Raw genomic sequence first — 14,507 nt, 5'->3', positions numbered from 1 at the left:
CAGCTTGCAACCTCGACCTTAGTTCAGGTCAAGCGACTGCTCGGGGTGCTGCACGGGTGTTCGAGGCGGCGCATAGGATCGTCCGATGCACTACCCGGACATTCGGCGATGAGCCTCGCCACCCTGCTCACCCTGGCGGACTCCCGCCTGCCCATCGGCGGCCATGTGCACTCCGGCGGCGTCGAGGAAGCCGTGAGGTCCGGCCTCGTCCGGGACGTGGCGAGCGTGGAGCTCTACCTGCGCCGCCGCATCCGCACCTCGGGCGCGGTCGCCGCCTCCCTGGCCGCCGCCGTCTGCGCCGGCACCCTCGATCCCGCCCGCGCCGACCTCGAAGCCGATGCCCGCACCCCCGCACCCGCGGCCCGGACCGCCTCCCGTGCTCAAGGCCGGGGCCTGCTGCGCCTGGCCAAACAGGTCTGGCCGCACGCGCACTGGGCCGAGATCGGCCCCCGCCCGCATCTGTCCACCGTCTTCGGCATGGTCGGCATCGCGGCCGGAGTCTCACCGGAAGACATCGCCGGAGTGGTCGTGTACACGACGATGACCGGCGCTGCGACAGCGGCGCAGCGTCTGCTGGCCCTGGACCCGGCAGCAGTGGCCACATGCACCATCCGCTTGGCAGAGGTGTGCGACCATACTGCACGCCGAGCAACGAAAGGCCTTGCCGCACTCTCGGATCCACTCCAGGATGTCCTGGCCGAACGCCACCTCGACCGAGAGATGCCCCTCTTCGCCTCCTGATCGGCGCTACGATCCCGCGAACCGCGGCAGGGAGCGACGGTCAATCGTCGGTGAATTCGACGATGCTCACGCGGAACGGCAGTCGTTGCTCGATCTCCGTCCATCGCGATCGATCGATCGTGATGATCTCCCAGTCGAGGTAGCGGGCCACTGCCACAGTGTGGGCGGCGGGCAGATCGGGGACCTCGCTGCCCGAGGCTGCTACATCGGCCAGTTCGTTGGCATCATCGGTGCTGGCCAGCGCTGCGATCTGGATGGCATCGAGATTGTCGACCAGGCCGTTGACCTGGGCCCGCTGATCGTCGGAGAGCCCGACCAGACTGCTCGCGAGTGCCAGCGCGGGGACGGCGATCCGAATGTCGCGGCTGTCGAGAACTGCGATCAGGTTGGAGACGTTCGGATCGCCGAAGGCGTAGGCGTGAATGACGGTGTCGTCGAGCACATATCCGGCGCTCACTCCTGTGCCGCCCGTCGCTGCGCGAGTCGTTCCTCGAGCCGGTCGGCCTGGCGCTCTGCCCACGCGACCGCGTTCGCGTTCTGGCGGTCGGCAGCGATGCGGTTCTCCCACGCCAGCCGGTTGCGGCTCTGGGACGACTTGTAATGGCCGATGAGACGGTTGATCACCGCATCGAGAGACTCGTTGGGCTTGGCGAGTGTCTGTAGCTCATCCCTGGTGGCAGGACGAGTAGTGATCGTGGTCTTGTTCTCGGCCATGCCTGCGAGCATATCAGTAATGCTTCAAGCATTACCGATGGTTGCGCGCGGCGGTGATGGCGAGGGTTGTGTAGTCCATGGTGAAGGTGCCGCCGAGTTGGTCGATTGCGGTGCCGGCGGCGTCGAGGAGTTGCTGGAGTTGGTCCGGGGCCAGGCGGGTGAAGGCGCCCATGGTGGGGACCTGGTCGAGGTATTCGGCGCGGGTGTAGGGGCGTTGCCAGGTGTAGCGCCATTCTTCGGGGTCGGTGAAGGCGCCGGTGGCTCGGAGTTGGTCGGCGACCCTGGTGACGAAGATGTCGTAGGCGTGGCGGGCTGATCCGGCGCCGCGGAGGACGGCGGTCGCGTCGGGTGGGGTCTGGTCGGCGAGGACGCGGCGGAAGGCGGCGGTCATTAAGTCCTGGATCTCGGCGGGGGGTTCGAAGACGTGCCAGAAGGCGGCGAAGCGGCCGTTGGGGCGCAGGACGTGCGCGAGTTTGGGGATGCCCAATTCGGGATCGACCCAGTGCCAGGCGGTTCCGGCGATGACGGCGTCGAAGGTGCGGCCGTCGGGGTCCCAGGTCTCGAAAGTGGCTGTCTCGACGGGGATTCCGTGGTGCCGGGCGAAATCGGCCATGCGCGCGTCGGGTTCGACGCCCAGGATGGTGCAGCCTTCGGCCCGGAACTGGCGGGCGGCGATGCCGGTGCCGCAGCCGACGTCGAGGATTTCGGGGCCGGGGCTCGCGGCGATGATGCGCTGCACGAGGGCCTCGGGGTAGGGCTGGCGGGTGCGGTCGTAGCGGGCGGAGTCGACGCCGAAGGATTCGGCCATCTGCCGGTAGCGATGGGGTTCGGGGGTGTCGGGGCGGGCGGGCTCCAGAGGTAGAGTGACCATGTGCCCACTTTAAGTGGGCGTGCGCCCACTCGGCAAGGGTGGGCGACCGATCGAGAAGGAGTCGTGCGTGCCGACCGGGGTAGCCATTCGCGATCCACGCCAGCAGTTGTTCGCCGCCGCCGAGCGGATCCTGTTGCGGGACGGGCCGAGTGCCTTGACCAGTCGCGGGGTCACCGCCGAGGCGGGGTGTGCGAAAGGCGTACTGCACCGGCACTTCGCCGATTTCGACGACTTCCTCGCCGAGCTGGTGCTGGATCGGGCCGCGCGGATCGAAGGACAGGTACCCGCATTACGCGCGACCGCCGGAACCGGCACGGTGGTCGGCAATCTCGCCGTGGGGCTGACCGCGATCTTCGAGACCGTGGCCGTGGCGGTGGTCAGCCTCGTCACCTTCCGCGACGAACTACGCGCGCGACTGCGGCAGGCCTGGCCGCAGGGGGTCCCGCTGTTGTCCGAGGCCACGGTCATGATCGCCACCTACCTGGAGGACGAACGCGGATTCGGCCGGCTCACCGCCGATTCCGATATCGACGCACTCGCGCTCACGCTCATCGGCTCCGGGCACCTGTTGTTCGCCGACCGCACGCACACGCCCACCCCCGAAGAAGTGAGCGGCATCGTCGCCACGGTCGTGGCCGGTGCCCTGACAAGTATGCCGACCAGGTAACACCCGGTTTACGTAAGTGGGTAAGGATGGTTACCGAAAGGAGCGAACATGCCACCACACCTGATCGACGGGGAACCGCACGATCACAGCCATGACCGTCCGAAGCGGGAACGTACCCCAGGAGAGCCGGTGCGCATCGGCGTCGGCGGACCGGTCGGGTCGGGTAAGACCGCGCTGGTGGCCGCCCTGTGCCGGCAACTGCGCGATGAGCTGTCGCTGGCCGTGCTGACCAACGACATCTACACCACCGAGGACGCCGACTTCCTGCGCCGCCACGCCGTCCTGCCGGACGAGCGCATCACCGCGGTCCAGACCGGCGGCTGCCCGCACACCGCCATCCGCGATGACATCACCGCGAACCTGGACGCCATCGACGACCTGATCGAGGCGAACCCGCCACTGGATCTGATCCTGGTGGAGTCCGGCGGCGACAATCTGACCGCCACCTTCTCCTCCGGCCTGATCGACGCGCAGATCTTCGTGGTGGACGTGGCCGGCGGCGACAAGGTGCCGCGCAAGGGCGGACCCGGCGTCACCTATTCGGATCTGCTGGTCATCAACAAGACCGATCTCGCGCCCATGGTCGGCGCGGATCTGTCGGTGATGGACCGGGATTCGACGAAGGTGCGGGACGGCCGTCCCTTCGTGTTCACCTCGCTCACCGAGGATCCGGCCGCGTCGCCGGTGTTGACCTGGGTGCGCGAGCAGCTGCGGCATGCCGCCGAACACGATGCGGCCGCGGGCATTGCGCACTGAGGCAGTGAAATGCGCACCGAGGCAGTGAATGCGCACTGAGGTTCGGATCGACGCCGTCGCCGGGTCGCTGCCGCGGATTCACGCGGTCGGCGGCCTGTCGGCGCGCCGCACCGGGATCGACACGGTGCATTTCATCGGCACGGCCGCCACCCCATTGGGCGGCGACGTGCTCGATATCGTGATCACGGTGGGTCCCGGCGCGCGCCTGCGGGTGCGTTCGGTGGCCGCCACCATCGCCCTGCCCGGCCGCGGTACGCCGAAGTCGTTCGCGCACTGGCATTTCGACGTGGCCGCGGGCGGCGAACTGGATTTCGATCCGGAGCCGACCGTGGTCGCGGGTGGTGCGGAGCACGAGACGCTCACCACGGCCCGGCTGGCGGAGGGCGCGAAACTGCGTGTGCGCGAACGAATCCAGATCGGCCGGACCGGTGAGGACCACGGCTTCTGGACCGGCGAGCTGACCGCCGATATCGGCGACACCCCCTTGCTCCGGCACCGCCTGGAACTCGGCGGCGAGGCGATCACCGACGACGCCCTGACCGCTCCCCGTGCGCTGGAGAGCATTCTGACCTACCCCGATGATCGCCCCGCCGCGACGCAGGGGATGGATGCGGCCCTGTTGCCGCTGGCAGCCGGCGGGTCGCTGTTCACCCGCACCGCGAGCCTGCTGCGCGTCTGATTCGATCCTCCACAGGTGCCACCGGTATCCCTGTCGGCCTCGTCGGCCGGCAGGGATTTCGACGCGGGGTTCGTCGGTCGTCGATGGCGTGTGCCGATTCCACGGTATGGGAAATAAGGCGGAATAGCCGGTGCAGGTCTTACGGTTTCGTAACCGGGTGGTTGGTGTCATGAGTGAGTGAAGGAATTGCCGTCGATGTCGATGCATGGTGAGGTGCGGGGGACAGGCCCCGCCGCGGCGATACCGCTGCACGAACAACCGCTGGGCCGGACGCACTACCGGCTCGTCGCGCTGGTCGGTATGGGGTTGTTCTTCGACCTGTACGAGTTGTTCCTGGCCGGGACGATCACGGGCGTGCTCAAGCAGCAGTTGCATCTGTCCACCTACGAGCTCAGCGGCATTCTCGCCTCGGCGTTCGTGGGCCAGTTCCTGGGCGCGCTGGTGCTGGGCCGGCTGTCGGATGTGTACGGGCGCCGGCGGATGTACATGGTGAATATCGCTGTGTACGCGGGGTTCACGCTCTTGGGCGCGTTCAGCCCGAATGTCTGGTTCCTGATGGCGACGCGATTCCTGGCCGGTCTGGGTATCGGCGCGGAGATGACGCTGTCCGATACCTATCTGTCGGAGACGATGCCCGCCAAGGTGCGCGGCCGGATGATCGCCATCGCGTACACGATCGGGTTCCTCGCGGTGCCGGCGGTCGGCTTCCTGGCGCGCTGGCTGGTGCCGTTGCATCCGTTCGGGGTGACGGGCTGGCGGTGGCTGTTCGTGCTCGGCGGTCTGGGTGCGGCGCTGGTGGTGGTGGCGCGGCGGCAGATGCCGGAATCGGAGCAGTGGCTGGCGCATCGGGAGCGGCGGCCGGAGCGGGTGCCGTTCGCGGCGATCCTGCGGCGGCCCTTCCGTGGTCGCACCACCCTGTTCTCCGTGGTGATGATCCTGCAGGTGTTCGGCTACTACGGTTTCGGCACGCTGGCCGTGCTGGTGTTGCAGAGCAAGGGGTTCACGGTGGTGAATTCGCTGAGCTATCTGGCCGTCACGTATCTGGGTTATCCGATCGGCTCGGTGCTGGCGGTGCCGCTCATGGAACGTGTCGAGCGCAAGTATCTGGTGATGGGCAGCGCGGCGCTGATGGCCTTGTTCGGCTTGGTATTCGGGGTGGCGAGCTCGGTGCCGCTCATCCTGATCTCCGGCGGCCTGTTCACGATGGCCAGCAATGTGTTCTCCAATGCGATCCACACGTATCTGCCGGAGTCGTTCCCGGCGAGCGTGCGCGGTACCGCATCGGGTGCGACCTACGCGATGTCGAAGCTGAGTACGGCCGTGCAGCCGTTCCTGTTGCTGCCGTTGCTGAACCGGCACGGTTCGGGTGCGGTGTTCGCGGTGATCACCGTGGCGTTGCTGGTGATGGTGGCGCTGATCGGCGTGTGGGGTCCGATATCGGGCCGCAAGCCGCTCGAGTGACGGGAACCGGCTCTCACCCCCGGTTCCCGTCACTCGCCGAACTTTCAGCGAAAACTGCTGCTGTGCAGCGGTTTATCAGTCGCCGACGACGCGCGGTGGCGCGTTGAAGGCGTTCACCGCACCGACGGCCGCACCGACCGCGGCTCCGGCGATGGCGGCGGGGACCGCGATGACCCCCGCACCCATGGCGGCTCCCAGTGCCGGACCGGCGACCAGTCCGACCGGCACGAATCCGGCGCCGACGACCAGGCCCAGGATGCCGCCGACGGCGGCAGAGGTGAGCTCGATCGGGGCTGCCGTGGCGGCGCCGGCGACCGCGCCCATGGCCGCGGTGCCGATGGTCTGACCCGCGATGCGGTCGGACCGGCTGCGCTCCATTCCGACCGAGTCGAGGAAGGTGGCGAGATTCGCCTCGACCTGAGCGGAATTGTCATTGATCTGGATCGCCTGTTCCTTGTTGATCCAGTCCGGTGCCGGGACCGTCACATCGCCGAACCGGAACTGGCCGGGCGGCGGGGCGATCGGGGGCACGGCCGGCACCGGGATCGGCGCATGCAGCGCACCGACGGGTGCCAGGTACTTCTTGTCCGGGGCGGGACGCGACCATTGGATGGAACTGTCGGTGTTGCCCGGAATGTGCAGGCCCTCGTAGGGATCCACATTGGGTGCACCGGCAGCGGGCCACTGCTGCTGGGGTGCGTCGTCGTGCTGCGTCACCGGATTCGCTTCTGCCGGAGCGGCATTGGCGGTGCCTTGTCCGATGATCGCCAAGACTAGCGGAACGGCGCCCGCCGCAACCACATTGCCGACTTTGTTGCGATGTGGGTTGAGGGCTCGATGCTTACCTGCGGCCATGCAGGACCTTTCTTCCGGGGAACAGTAGACGCCCGACATTCGGACCCGTCGGTCAGCTGGATGGGTCCTGTCCTGGAAGACCGAATTACGTTGAAATTGCCGAAGATTAGCCTCGTGATCTTCTCGGGAAACAGTCGAGGCCGGAACCCCTGGTGAGGAGTCCCGGCCCCGGCAGATCGCGAATCACCCAGCCGTAGCTGCCTGCCGGATCAGCCGGCGGTGGCCGCTCCGGCAGGCGCGACGCCCTCGGCGGGTGCGCCCGGAGTGGCCGGAGCCATGACTCCGTTCGCCGCGCCCACCGCCGCCCCGATGCCGGCGCCGATGGCGCCCGCGGTGCCGCCGATGAGCCCGACGGCCGCGCTGGCGCCGACGGCGGGCCCGAAGACCCAGCCGGCCGGTGCGAACGGCGTGCCCGCCATCGCGCCGACGAAGCCACCCATGAGCACACCGGCCACCTCGAGCGGGGCCGCCGCCCCGACGCCGATGGCCGCGCCCTGGGCCGCGGTGCCGATGGTGGTCGCGGCGATGCGGTCCGAACGGCTCGGCTGGAAGCCCGCCGAGTCGAGGGTCCGGGCGACCTGGGCCTCGGCGCCCGCGGAGAGCGCGTTGACCTTCGAAGCCTGATCGGGGGTAAGGAAATTCGGGATGTCGACCTGGGTGTCGCCGAAGCGCAGCTTGCCCTCGGGTGCGGCGATGGGCGCCACGTCCGGGACCGACATCGGGTCGGGCGCGTGCAGCGCCTTCACATCGACCGGGGCGAGTGGCGCGCTCGGAATATCGCGCACGCCGACGGTCGAGTTGCGGGCGACATGGGTGAGCGGCACCTGCACGGTGCTCACATCGGTGGTGTCGGCCGTGGGGGTCGCATCGGCGGCGGTGGCGCCGAGGTAGGTTTTCACGCCGTTCGTCATTTCCGGCGGGACGGGCACGTTCAGGTCGCCGAAGGGAGTCTGCACGACCATCCCGGGCTGATTCTGTCCGGGCTGGTTCTCGACGACGGCCGGCTGCGGTTGCTGCTGGCCGTCATCGCTGGTGACCGGTTCCGCGGCAGCGGTTCCCGCACTGGCGAGCGCTGCGACCAACGGCAGTGCACCGGCGACCGCGAGGGACCCGATGCGCCGCCGGGGCGAAAACCGATCGACCGGTTGGCATTTGCCCATGAATGACCTTTCTCTCGAATGTCAACGGATGTCGAGCATTCGGATCCGGTCGGTGTGCCGGATTGGTCGGGTCAGCGGTTGGACCGGACCGGGGTCAGAGCATGGGTGCCGTTAGGGGATCGGTGCGGGTCAGCCTGCGCGCTGTTCGGTGGAACTGCCCGGTTTGTCGTTCGCCACGGATTTGCCATTCCCCGAAGAGGATTCGGTGCCGATCTGCTTGGCGAGCTGGCGCGCTTCGTCCGGATCGTCCAGCGCCTCCAGCGCGAGCCGGGCGAACACCCACTGCTCGGTGGCGGCCATCTGCCCGCGGTGCCGGCCCAGGAAGGACACGAACCACTCCAGCACGGTGACGAAGCGAGAGCGGAACCCGACCAGGTACCACAGGTGCAGGCCCAGCCACGCCAGCCAGGCGATGAATCCGCTGAACTCGAGCTTGCCGACCTGGCACACCGCATTGAAGCGGGAGACCGTGGCCATCGAGCCCTTGTCGAAGTACTTGAACGGCTTGCGTTCCTCGGGCTTGTGCCCGGCGATGCCGTCCTTGATGGCCTTGGCGGCGTAGGTGCCGCCCTGGATCGCGCCCTGCGCCTGCCCGGGCACGCCCGGCACCGACATGAGGTCGCCGACCACGAAGACGTTCGGGTAGCCCTTGATGGTCAGGTCCTGCTCGACGATGACGCGGCCTGCGCGGTCGGTCTCGGTGCCCTTGGACTTCTCGGACAGGATCTTGCCGAGCTCGCTGGCCTGCACACCGGCCGACCAGACCTTGCAGGCGGATTCGATGCGCCGCTCGGAACCGTCCTTGGCGTCCTTGATGGTGACGCCGCGCGCGTCCACATTGGTGACGATGGCGTTGAGCTGGATCTCGACGCCCATCTTCTCCAGCCGCTGCTTGGCCTTGGTGCCGAGCTTGGGACCCATGGGGGCCAGCACCGCGCCCGCGCCCTCGACGAGAATGACGCGTGCGTCGCGGGTGTCGATATTGCGGAAGCTGCCGTCCAGGGTGCGGTCGGCGAGTTCGGCGATCTGCCCGGCTAATTCGACGCCGGTGGGGCCCGCGCCCACGACCACGAAGGTCATGAACCGGTCGCGGGTCTCGGGATCGGTGGCCAGTTCGGCCTCTTCGAAGGAACCGAGGATGCGCGCGCGTAGTTCGAGCGCGTCGTCGATGGTCTTCATACCGGGGGCGTAGGTGGCGAAGTGGTCGTTGCCGAAGTACGACTGCTGCGCGCCCGCGGCCACGATGAGGCTGTCGAACGGGGTGTAGTAGTCCTGGTTGAGCAGGCGGGAGGTGACGGTGCCGTTCTCGACGTCGATATCGGTGACCTCGCCCATGATGACCCGCACGTTCTTCTGCTTGCGCAGCACGATGCGGGTGGCGGGCGCGATCTCGCCGACGGAGAGGATGCCGGTGGCGACCTGGTACAGCAGTGGCTGGAACAGGTGCGTGGAGGTCTTGGAGATGAGGGTGATGTCCACATCGGCCTTGCGCAGGTGCTTGCAGGCGAACAGGCCACCGAACCCGGACCCGATCACCACTACGCGGTGGCGTTGTGCGACGGAATTATCGGCGTTCATCTAGTCCCTGCTCCTAGCCAGACGGTGGGAATATCGGCACATCACGCCCAAGCGTAGTTGGACGCGCGGCGAGACGACCAATCAGGACCAATCGGAGACCGAACGTTCAGTTGTTTCTTCGAAAATACAATATGGGCGGCCACGCAGCGGGGATCGGCGCGGCCGCCCTGTCCGATGTGCCGGAATCAGCGGCCGGCGAACAGCATCTGGGCGACCTTGGTGGTGGTCTCCTCGCCGTCGGTGTAGCCGCCGTTCGGGCCCTGGTCGGTCATGATCGCGAGGGTGTAGCGCTCGCCCGGTCCGGCGAAGCCGACCGAGTTGACGACCCAGCCGCCCTGTTCGTCGGACCAGCCGTTCTTCAGGCCGGGGCTCATCGAGGCGCCCGCGCCCCAGACGCCCCAGTGCTGGTTGGTGTCGACCTTGCGCATGCGGTCGAGCAGGTAGGCCTTGTCGTCGGGGTGCATGTGATTGAGGACGTTGTCCATCAGCCGGTCCAGGTCGGCCGGGGCGCACTTCTGGAAACCCCAGTCCGGGAACAGTTTCATCTGTTCGACGGAAGTGGTGGGCGGGTACGGGGTCAGCCCGGTCATGCCGTTGGCGTGGAAGGCGTTCTCGAATGCCATGCGGTCCAGGCCGGAGTACTTGTTCCAGAGCGCGTCGGCGGCGTCGTCGTTGGAGGTTGCCAGCATGGACTCCATGAGCCCGCGGTCGTCGGGGCCCAATTGAATGGCTCCGATGCGGGCGCGGTTCAGCAGATCCTCCGCGATTGCCAGTTTGATGGTGGACGCGGTCCAGAACGTGGTGTCGGCGTTCGCATTTCGATACATTCCGCCGGTGACGCGGTCACGCACAACATAACCGGTTGTACCGGGCCGGCCGGCGATATAGTTGTCGACCGCCGCAATGCGATTGCTCAGGTCGGCATCGAATCCGGCGATGGTGCTCTGGGTATGCACCGGAAAGGCGCCGGCGATCGGGACGAAGGCCGGAGCGGCGGGAATCAGTGCCGTGGCGGCAAGGACACTTGCGGAGGTGGCCACGCGCCGGGCCATCGAGGAACGCACGAGGGATCACAATAGACAGGACAGTGCCCGATATGCACGTCTTGAGGTCGGCGTGGTCGTGTGTTATCGAATCGACACTGTCCCAGCGGGATTCGCAGCCCCCCGGATTCAGCGGAACGCGGCCCGTAGTTCCTCGATACTGCGCCCGTTGAGGCGATAGCAATGTTCGAATGCTTCGGTGTGCCGATCGCGTGGCCAGGACTTGAGCACCACCGCGCGGCCGTAGTGCCGTGAGTTGACGAGCTCCCACCGGTCTCCGACCCGGCGGACGGTGAAACCGCCTCTGGGCACCATGGGAAGCACCGACGCAGACATGGACCCCAAACCAGCCTTTCCTAGCAACAAGCGAGCCCCGCGAAAAGCACTGTCGCATACCACATGCGAATTTCAGAGTGACGCGCCCTAGCAAATCGCTGGCGTGTGGCGGGCGTCACCCGGCGAGCCGAAGTGCTCGGTGTTTGCATGTCGTTCGCCAACTGTATAAACACAGCTCGTGCACATTCACCGGGCCGAGCGAGCGGACACGCTCGCCGCCGCGCTGGCCGAGCTGCTCGCCGACCCGCTCGGTGATCCGTTCACTCCGGAAGTGGTCGCGGTTCCGGCCAAGGGAATCGAGCGGTGGCTGAATCAGCGGCTGGCCTCGGTGCTCGGTGCGGGGGCGCAGGGTGACGGGGTTTCCGCCAATATCGATTTCGCGGATCCCGCGGTACTGGTGTCGGCGGTGCTGGCGGAGGCGACCGGGATCGATCCGGAGCAGGATCCGTGGGCGCCCGAGCGTTCGGTGTGGACGCTGCTGCCGGTGCTGGATTCGGTGCTCGGCGAGTCGTGGAGCGGGGTGCTGGCAAGGCATCTCGGGAACGGTGATCCGCGCGGCTATCGGGTCGGCCGGCGGTATGCGACGGCTGCCCGGATTGCGTCGTTGTTCGACAGTTACGGTGCGCAACGCCCGGCCATGATCACGGACTGGGCGGCCGGTAATGACACCGACGGTGCGGGACGCGAACTGCCCGAGGATCTGCGCTGGCAGCCGCTGCTGTGGCGGCGGCTGCGCGCGGCCGTCGGCGTGGCGAGCCCGGCCGAACGACTGACCGCCGCGTGCGCGCGGCTGCGGGACGAGCCCGCGGCAGTGGCGCTGCCCGAGCGTATTTCGCTGTTCGGTGTCACACGATTGACGACCGACCAGTTGGAAGTGCTGTCGGCGCTGTCCGTCGGCCGGCAGGTGCACCTGTGGCTGGTGCATCCCAGCCCCGCCCTGTGGACCAAGCTGGCCGATGCCGAGGTGATCCCGAATTCCGGTGTGCGCGTGCGGCATCCACTGCTGGCCGCGCTGGGCCGGGACGGGCGGGAACTGCAGCAGCGGCTGTCGGGCTACGACCACATCGACACCTATCATCCACGCCCGGATACGGTCGCCCCGCGCACCCTGCTGTCGGAGTTGCAGGCGGCCATCCGGCAGGACCGATGGTCGCTCATGCCGGAATCGGTGCTGGCGGACGGCAGTATCACCGTGCACTCCTGCCACGGTCCGGCGCGGCAGGTCGAGGTGCTGCGCGACAGCCTGCTCGCGATCTTCGCCGCCGACCCGACCCTGGAACCGCGCGATGTCGTGGTCATGTGCCCGGATGTGGAGCGGTACGCGCCGCTGGTGCGGGCCGCCTTCGGGCAGTGGTCCCTCGACGGCGCCGAACCCGGACATCCCGCGCATGGGTTGCGGGTGCGACTGGCCGACCGCGCGCAGCGCGCGGTGAACCCGCTGCTCGATGTGATCGCGACACTGCTGGAACTGGCGGACGGCCGGGTGACCGTCACCGAAGTGCTGGATCTCTGTGCGTCCGAACCGGTTCGGCTGCGCTGCGGATTCGACGACGACGATATCGAGCGGCTGCGCGACTGGGCCGCCGAGACCGGTGCGCGCTGGGGGATCGGGCAGCGGCAGCGGCAGGCGTTCGGGCTCGGCGACTTCGCGCAGAACACGCTGAATGCCGCGGTGGATCGCATTCTGCTCGGGGTGGCCGCCGGCGAATCCAGTGAGGACTGGCTGGATCTGGTACTGCCGCTCGACGATGTGGACAGCAATGACATCGATGTGGCCGGGCGTTTCGCGGAATTCGTGGACCGGCTCGCGGTGTGCCTGCGTGATCTGCGCGGACCCACCCTCGACGAACCGGCGGGCACCGCACGACCCGCGCAGGAGTGGGCGGCAGTGCTGGGGCGCGCCCTCGACCTGCTCACCGACGTGCCCGTGACACAGGGCTGGATGGGCGTGCAGGCGCGGCGGGAACTGGCGGCGGCGCTGGAGTTCTCGGGGCAGACGCCCTTGCGGCTCAGCGATATTGCGGCCCTGCTGTCGGCGCGCCTGTCGGGGCGGGCCTCGCGCGCCAACTTCCGCACCGGCGAGCTGACCGTGTGCACCATGGTGCCGATGCGGTCGGTGCCGCACCGGGTGGTGGTGCTGCTCGGCCTCGACGACGAGGTGTTCCCGCGCGCCGGCGGCGTGGACGGTGACGATGTGCTGGCGCGCCATCGCTGCCCGGGCGATCGGGATCCGCGCAGCGAGGATCGGCAGCTGCTCCTCGATGCCATCATGGCGACCGGGGAGCGATTGGTATTGCTGCACACCGGATCCGATCCGGTCAGCGGTGCGCATCGGCCGCCCGCCATTCCGCTGGCGGAGGTGCTCGACACGGTGCGCGCGCATATCGGTGCGGACGCCATGGACCGCGTGATCACACGACATCCGTTGCAGCCTTTCGATCGCCGCAATTTCGATGCCGAGCAGCCGTTCAGTTTCGACAGTGTCGCACTGGCGGGCGCGCTGGCCGCCGCGCGCACGCCCGAACCGCGACCGGCCTTCCTGCCCACGCCGCTGCCCGCCATCGAGCGCGGCGATGTGGAACTGTCCGATCTCGTCGCCTTCGCCGAGCATCCGGTGCGCGCATTCCTGTGGCAGCGCTTGGGCATTCGGGTGCCCGAGGAAGAGGAGGAGATCGCCGACCGGCTGCCCATCGAACTCGACGGGCTCACCAAATGGAATATGGGTGAGCGCATGCTCGGTGCGCGGCTCACCGGCGTCGACCCGAATGTGCTGCGTGCGGCGGAATGGCGACGCGGCACGCTGCCGCCGTTCGGTCTGGGCGCGGCGGTGCTCGAGGAAGTGGAGTCCACGGTGGACCGGCTGGTCCGGGTGGCTCAGCCGATGCACGAAATCCCGGCCCGCACGATCGATATCGCGGTGGATCTGGGTGACGGCCGCCGCCTCACCGGCACGGTGCCGGACGTGCACGACGATGCCTTGCTGCGCACCACCTACTCCCGGCTGGCGCCCAAGCATCGGGTGGCGGCCTGGGTCCGGCTGCTGGCGCTGGCCGCCACCGGCGATCATCAGAGCTGGCGGGCCATCACCATCGGGCGCGGCAAGATGAACCGGCCCGCCTGGCAATCCACGCTGAAGTCCCCGAATGCGCCGATGGCCCGTACCCTGTTGCGGGATCTGGTGGATCTGCGCGATCTCGGATTGTCCGAGGCGCTGCCGATCTCACCGGCGGCCTCGGCCGCTTACGCCGAACGCCGCCTGTCCGGTGCCACGCCCGAGGATGCGCTGCTCGCCGCGGAGCATGAATTCGACGGTGGCAAGGACGGTCCGGGTCGCTTCGGTGAACACACCGACCGGTATCTGCGCTATGTCCTGGGTCCCGCCCCGCGTTTCCATCAGCTCACCGAAGCGTCCGCCGACGCCGGGGAACCGACCCGTTTCGGCGCCTTGGCGTGCCGCCTCTGGAATCCGTTGCTCACCAACGAGAATCAGAGTCAGCCGTGACGACCGCCAGGAGATGCCGGCTCGTCCACCACACGGCTTGCTCACGGGCTTTCATATGTCTTGGTTTGCCGGGCACCGAGAGGGAGAACACGCGATGACAGACGATCTGTTCTCTCTTACCGACGCCGAGCTCGCACCCGCCCC

14 protein-coding genes are annotated in these 14,507 nt (G+C 68.0%); 6 read left to right on the top strand and 8 right to left on the bottom strand.

Annotated elements, in window-relative coordinates; all coding sequences use genetic code 11:
• Window positions 1-108: 108 nt before the first annotated feature.
• Complete coding sequence (locus ACIP5Y_RS27470) at window positions 109-741, top strand: urease accessory protein UreF (RefSeq protein WP_400354244.1); 633 nt, start codon at window positions 109-111, stop codon at window positions 739-741.
• A 40-nt stretch (window positions 742-781) separates the two neighbouring features.
• Here the strand turns inward: ACIP5Y_RS27470 and ACIP5Y_RS27465 are convergent, their stop codons facing one another.
• Genes ACIP5Y_RS27465 through ACIP5Y_RS27455 form a run of 3 tightly spaced genes read right to left on the bottom strand, consistent with a single transcriptional unit; the run spans window position 782 to window position 2,326 of the window.
• On the bottom strand, window positions 782-1,198 hold the full coding sequence (locus ACIP5Y_RS27465) for a hypothetical protein (protein WP_400354242.1): 417 nt from the start codon (window positions 1,196-1,198) through the stop codon (window positions 782-784).
• Window positions 1,195-1,455, bottom strand: a complete 261-nt coding sequence (locus ACIP5Y_RS27460) for a hypothetical protein (RefSeq protein WP_400354241.1) — start codon at window positions 1,453-1,455, stop codon at window positions 1,195-1,197. Before ACIP5Y_RS27460 ends, ACIP5Y_RS27465 begins: the two co-directional genes overlap by 4 nt.
• A gap of 31 nt (window positions 1,456-1,486) precedes the next feature.
• A complete protein-coding gene (locus tag ACIP5Y_RS27455; protein ID WP_400354239.1) occupies window positions 1,487-2,326 on the bottom strand; it encodes a class I SAM-dependent methyltransferase in 840 nt (279 codons plus the stop codon).
• Window positions 2,327-2,393: 67 nt separating this feature from the next.
• Between ACIP5Y_RS27455 and ACIP5Y_RS27450 the strand changes: the two genes are divergently transcribed.
• From ACIP5Y_RS27450 to ACIP5Y_RS27435, 4 genes are all read left to right on the top strand, one after another.
• On the top strand, window positions 2,394-2,993 hold the full coding sequence (locus tag ACIP5Y_RS27450; protein WP_400354237.1) for a TetR/AcrR family transcriptional regulator: 600 nt from the start codon (window positions 2,394-2,396) through the stop codon (window positions 2,991-2,993).
• A 48-nt stretch (window positions 2,994-3,041) separates the two neighbouring features.
• On the top strand, window positions 3,042-3,749 hold the full coding sequence (ureG, locus tag ACIP5Y_RS27445; RefSeq protein WP_400354235.1) for an urease accessory protein UreG: 708 nt from the start codon (window positions 3,042-3,044) through the stop codon (window positions 3,747-3,749).
• A gap of 28 nt (window positions 3,750-3,777) precedes the next feature.
• Window positions 3,778-4,428 carry an urease accessory protein UreD gene (locus ACIP5Y_RS27440; RefSeq protein ID WP_400354233.1) on the top strand — a complete coding sequence of 217 codons (651 nt, stop codon included), beginning with the start codon at window positions 3,778-3,780 and terminating at the stop codon, window positions 4,426-4,428.
• 195 nt (window positions 4,429-4,623) lie between these two features.
• On the top strand, window positions 4,624-5,889 hold the full coding sequence (locus tag ACIP5Y_RS27435; protein WP_400354231.1) for an MFS transporter: 1,266 nt from the start codon (window positions 4,624-4,626) through the stop codon (window positions 5,887-5,889).
• 75 nt (window positions 5,890-5,964) lie between these two features.
• Here the strand turns inward: ACIP5Y_RS27435 and ACIP5Y_RS27430 are convergent, their stop codons facing one another.
• From ACIP5Y_RS27430 to ACIP5Y_RS27410, 5 genes are all read right to left on the bottom strand, one after another.
• Window positions 5,965-6,744 carry a hypothetical protein gene (locus ACIP5Y_RS27430; RefSeq protein WP_400354229.1) on the bottom strand — a complete coding sequence of 260 codons (780 nt, stop codon included), beginning with the start codon at window positions 6,742-6,744 and terminating at the stop codon, window positions 5,965-5,967.
• Between the two features lie 209 nt (window positions 6,745-6,953).
• Window positions 6,954-7,904 (bottom strand): hypothetical protein, encoded by a 951-nt coding sequence (locus ACIP5Y_RS27425; protein ID WP_400354227.1) that lies wholly within the window; start codon window positions 7,902-7,904, stop codon window positions 6,954-6,956.
• A 129-nt stretch (window positions 7,905-8,033) separates the two neighbouring features.
• The gene (locus ACIP5Y_RS27420; RefSeq protein ID WP_400354225.1) at window positions 8,034-9,482 is read right to left on the bottom strand and encodes an NAD(P)/FAD-dependent oxidoreductase; all 1,449 of its coding nucleotides are present in this window, start codon (window positions 9,480-9,482) and stop codon (window positions 8,034-8,036) included.
• Between the two features lie 185 nt (window positions 9,483-9,667).
• The gene (locus tag ACIP5Y_RS27415) at window positions 9,668-10,534 is read right to left on the bottom strand and encodes a tat pathway signal sequence (RefSeq protein ID WP_400355833.1); all 867 of its coding nucleotides are present in this window, start codon (window positions 10,532-10,534) and stop codon (window positions 9,668-9,670) included.
• 120 nt (window positions 10,535-10,654) lie between these two features.
• A complete protein-coding gene (locus tag ACIP5Y_RS27410; protein WP_397011721.1) occupies window positions 10,655-10,840 on the bottom strand; it encodes a hypothetical protein in 186 nt (61 codons plus the stop codon).
• A gap of 199 nt (window positions 10,841-11,039) precedes the next feature.
• Here ACIP5Y_RS27410 and recC point away from each other — a divergent pair, with 199 nt between their 5' ends.
• Complete coding sequence (recC, locus tag ACIP5Y_RS27405) at window positions 11,040-14,363, top strand: exodeoxyribonuclease V subunit gamma (protein ID WP_400354223.1); 3,324 nt, start codon at window positions 11,040-11,042, stop codon at window positions 14,361-14,363.
• Window positions 14,364-14,507: the final 144 nt, after the last annotated feature.

It is taken from the genome of Nocardia sp. NPDC088792 (assembly GCF_044750615.1).
Classification (GTDB): domain Bacteria; phylum Actinomycetota; class Actinomycetes; order Mycobacteriales; family Mycobacteriaceae; genus Nocardia.
The sequence above is the reverse complement of the archived record's forward strand: the minus strand, read 5'-3'. Positions and strand labels throughout refer to the sequence as shown.

Coding starts and splice junctions, on each gene's coding strand:
- ACIP5Y_RS27425 (WP_400354227.1), bottom strand. CDS start 7,904: ATGGGCAAATGCCAACCGGTCGATCGGTTTTCGCCCCGGCGGCGCATC.
- ACIP5Y_RS27435 (WP_400354231.1), top strand. CDS start 4,624: ATGTCGATGCATGGTGAGGTGCGGGGGACAGGCCCCGCCGCGGCGATA.
- ACIP5Y_RS27410 (WP_397011721.1), bottom strand. CDS start 10,840: ATGGTGCCCAGAGGCGGTTTCACCGTCCGCCGGGTCGGAGACCGGTGG.
- ACIP5Y_RS27470 (WP_400354244.1), top strand. CDS start 109: ATGAGCCTCGCCACCCTGCTCACCCTGGCGGACTCCCGCCTGCCCATC.
- ureG (WP_400354235.1), top strand. CDS start 3,042: ATGCCACCACACCTGATCGACGGGGAACCGCACGATCACAGCCATGAC.
- ACIP5Y_RS27430 (WP_400354229.1), bottom strand. CDS start 6,744: ATGGCCGCAGGTAAGCATCGAGCCCTCAACCCACATCGCAACAAAGTC.
- ACIP5Y_RS27420 (WP_400354225.1), bottom strand. CDS start 9,482: ATGAACGCCGATAATTCCGTCGCACAACGCCACCGCGTAGTGGTGATC.
- ACIP5Y_RS27455 (WP_400354239.1), bottom strand. CDS start 2,326: ATGGTCACTCTACCTCTGGAGCCCGCCCGCCCCGACACCCCCGAACCC.
- ACIP5Y_RS27415 (WP_400355833.1), bottom strand. CDS start 10,534: ATGGCCCGGCGCGTGGCCACCTCCGCAAGTGTCCTTGCCGCCACGGCA.
- ACIP5Y_RS27460 (WP_400354241.1), bottom strand. CDS start 1,455: ATGGCCGAGAACAAGACCACGATCACTACTCGTCCTGCCACCAGGGAT.
- ACIP5Y_RS27440 (WP_400354233.1), top strand. CDS start 3,778: ATGCGCACTGAGGTTCGGATCGACGCCGTCGCCGGGTCGCTGCCGCGG.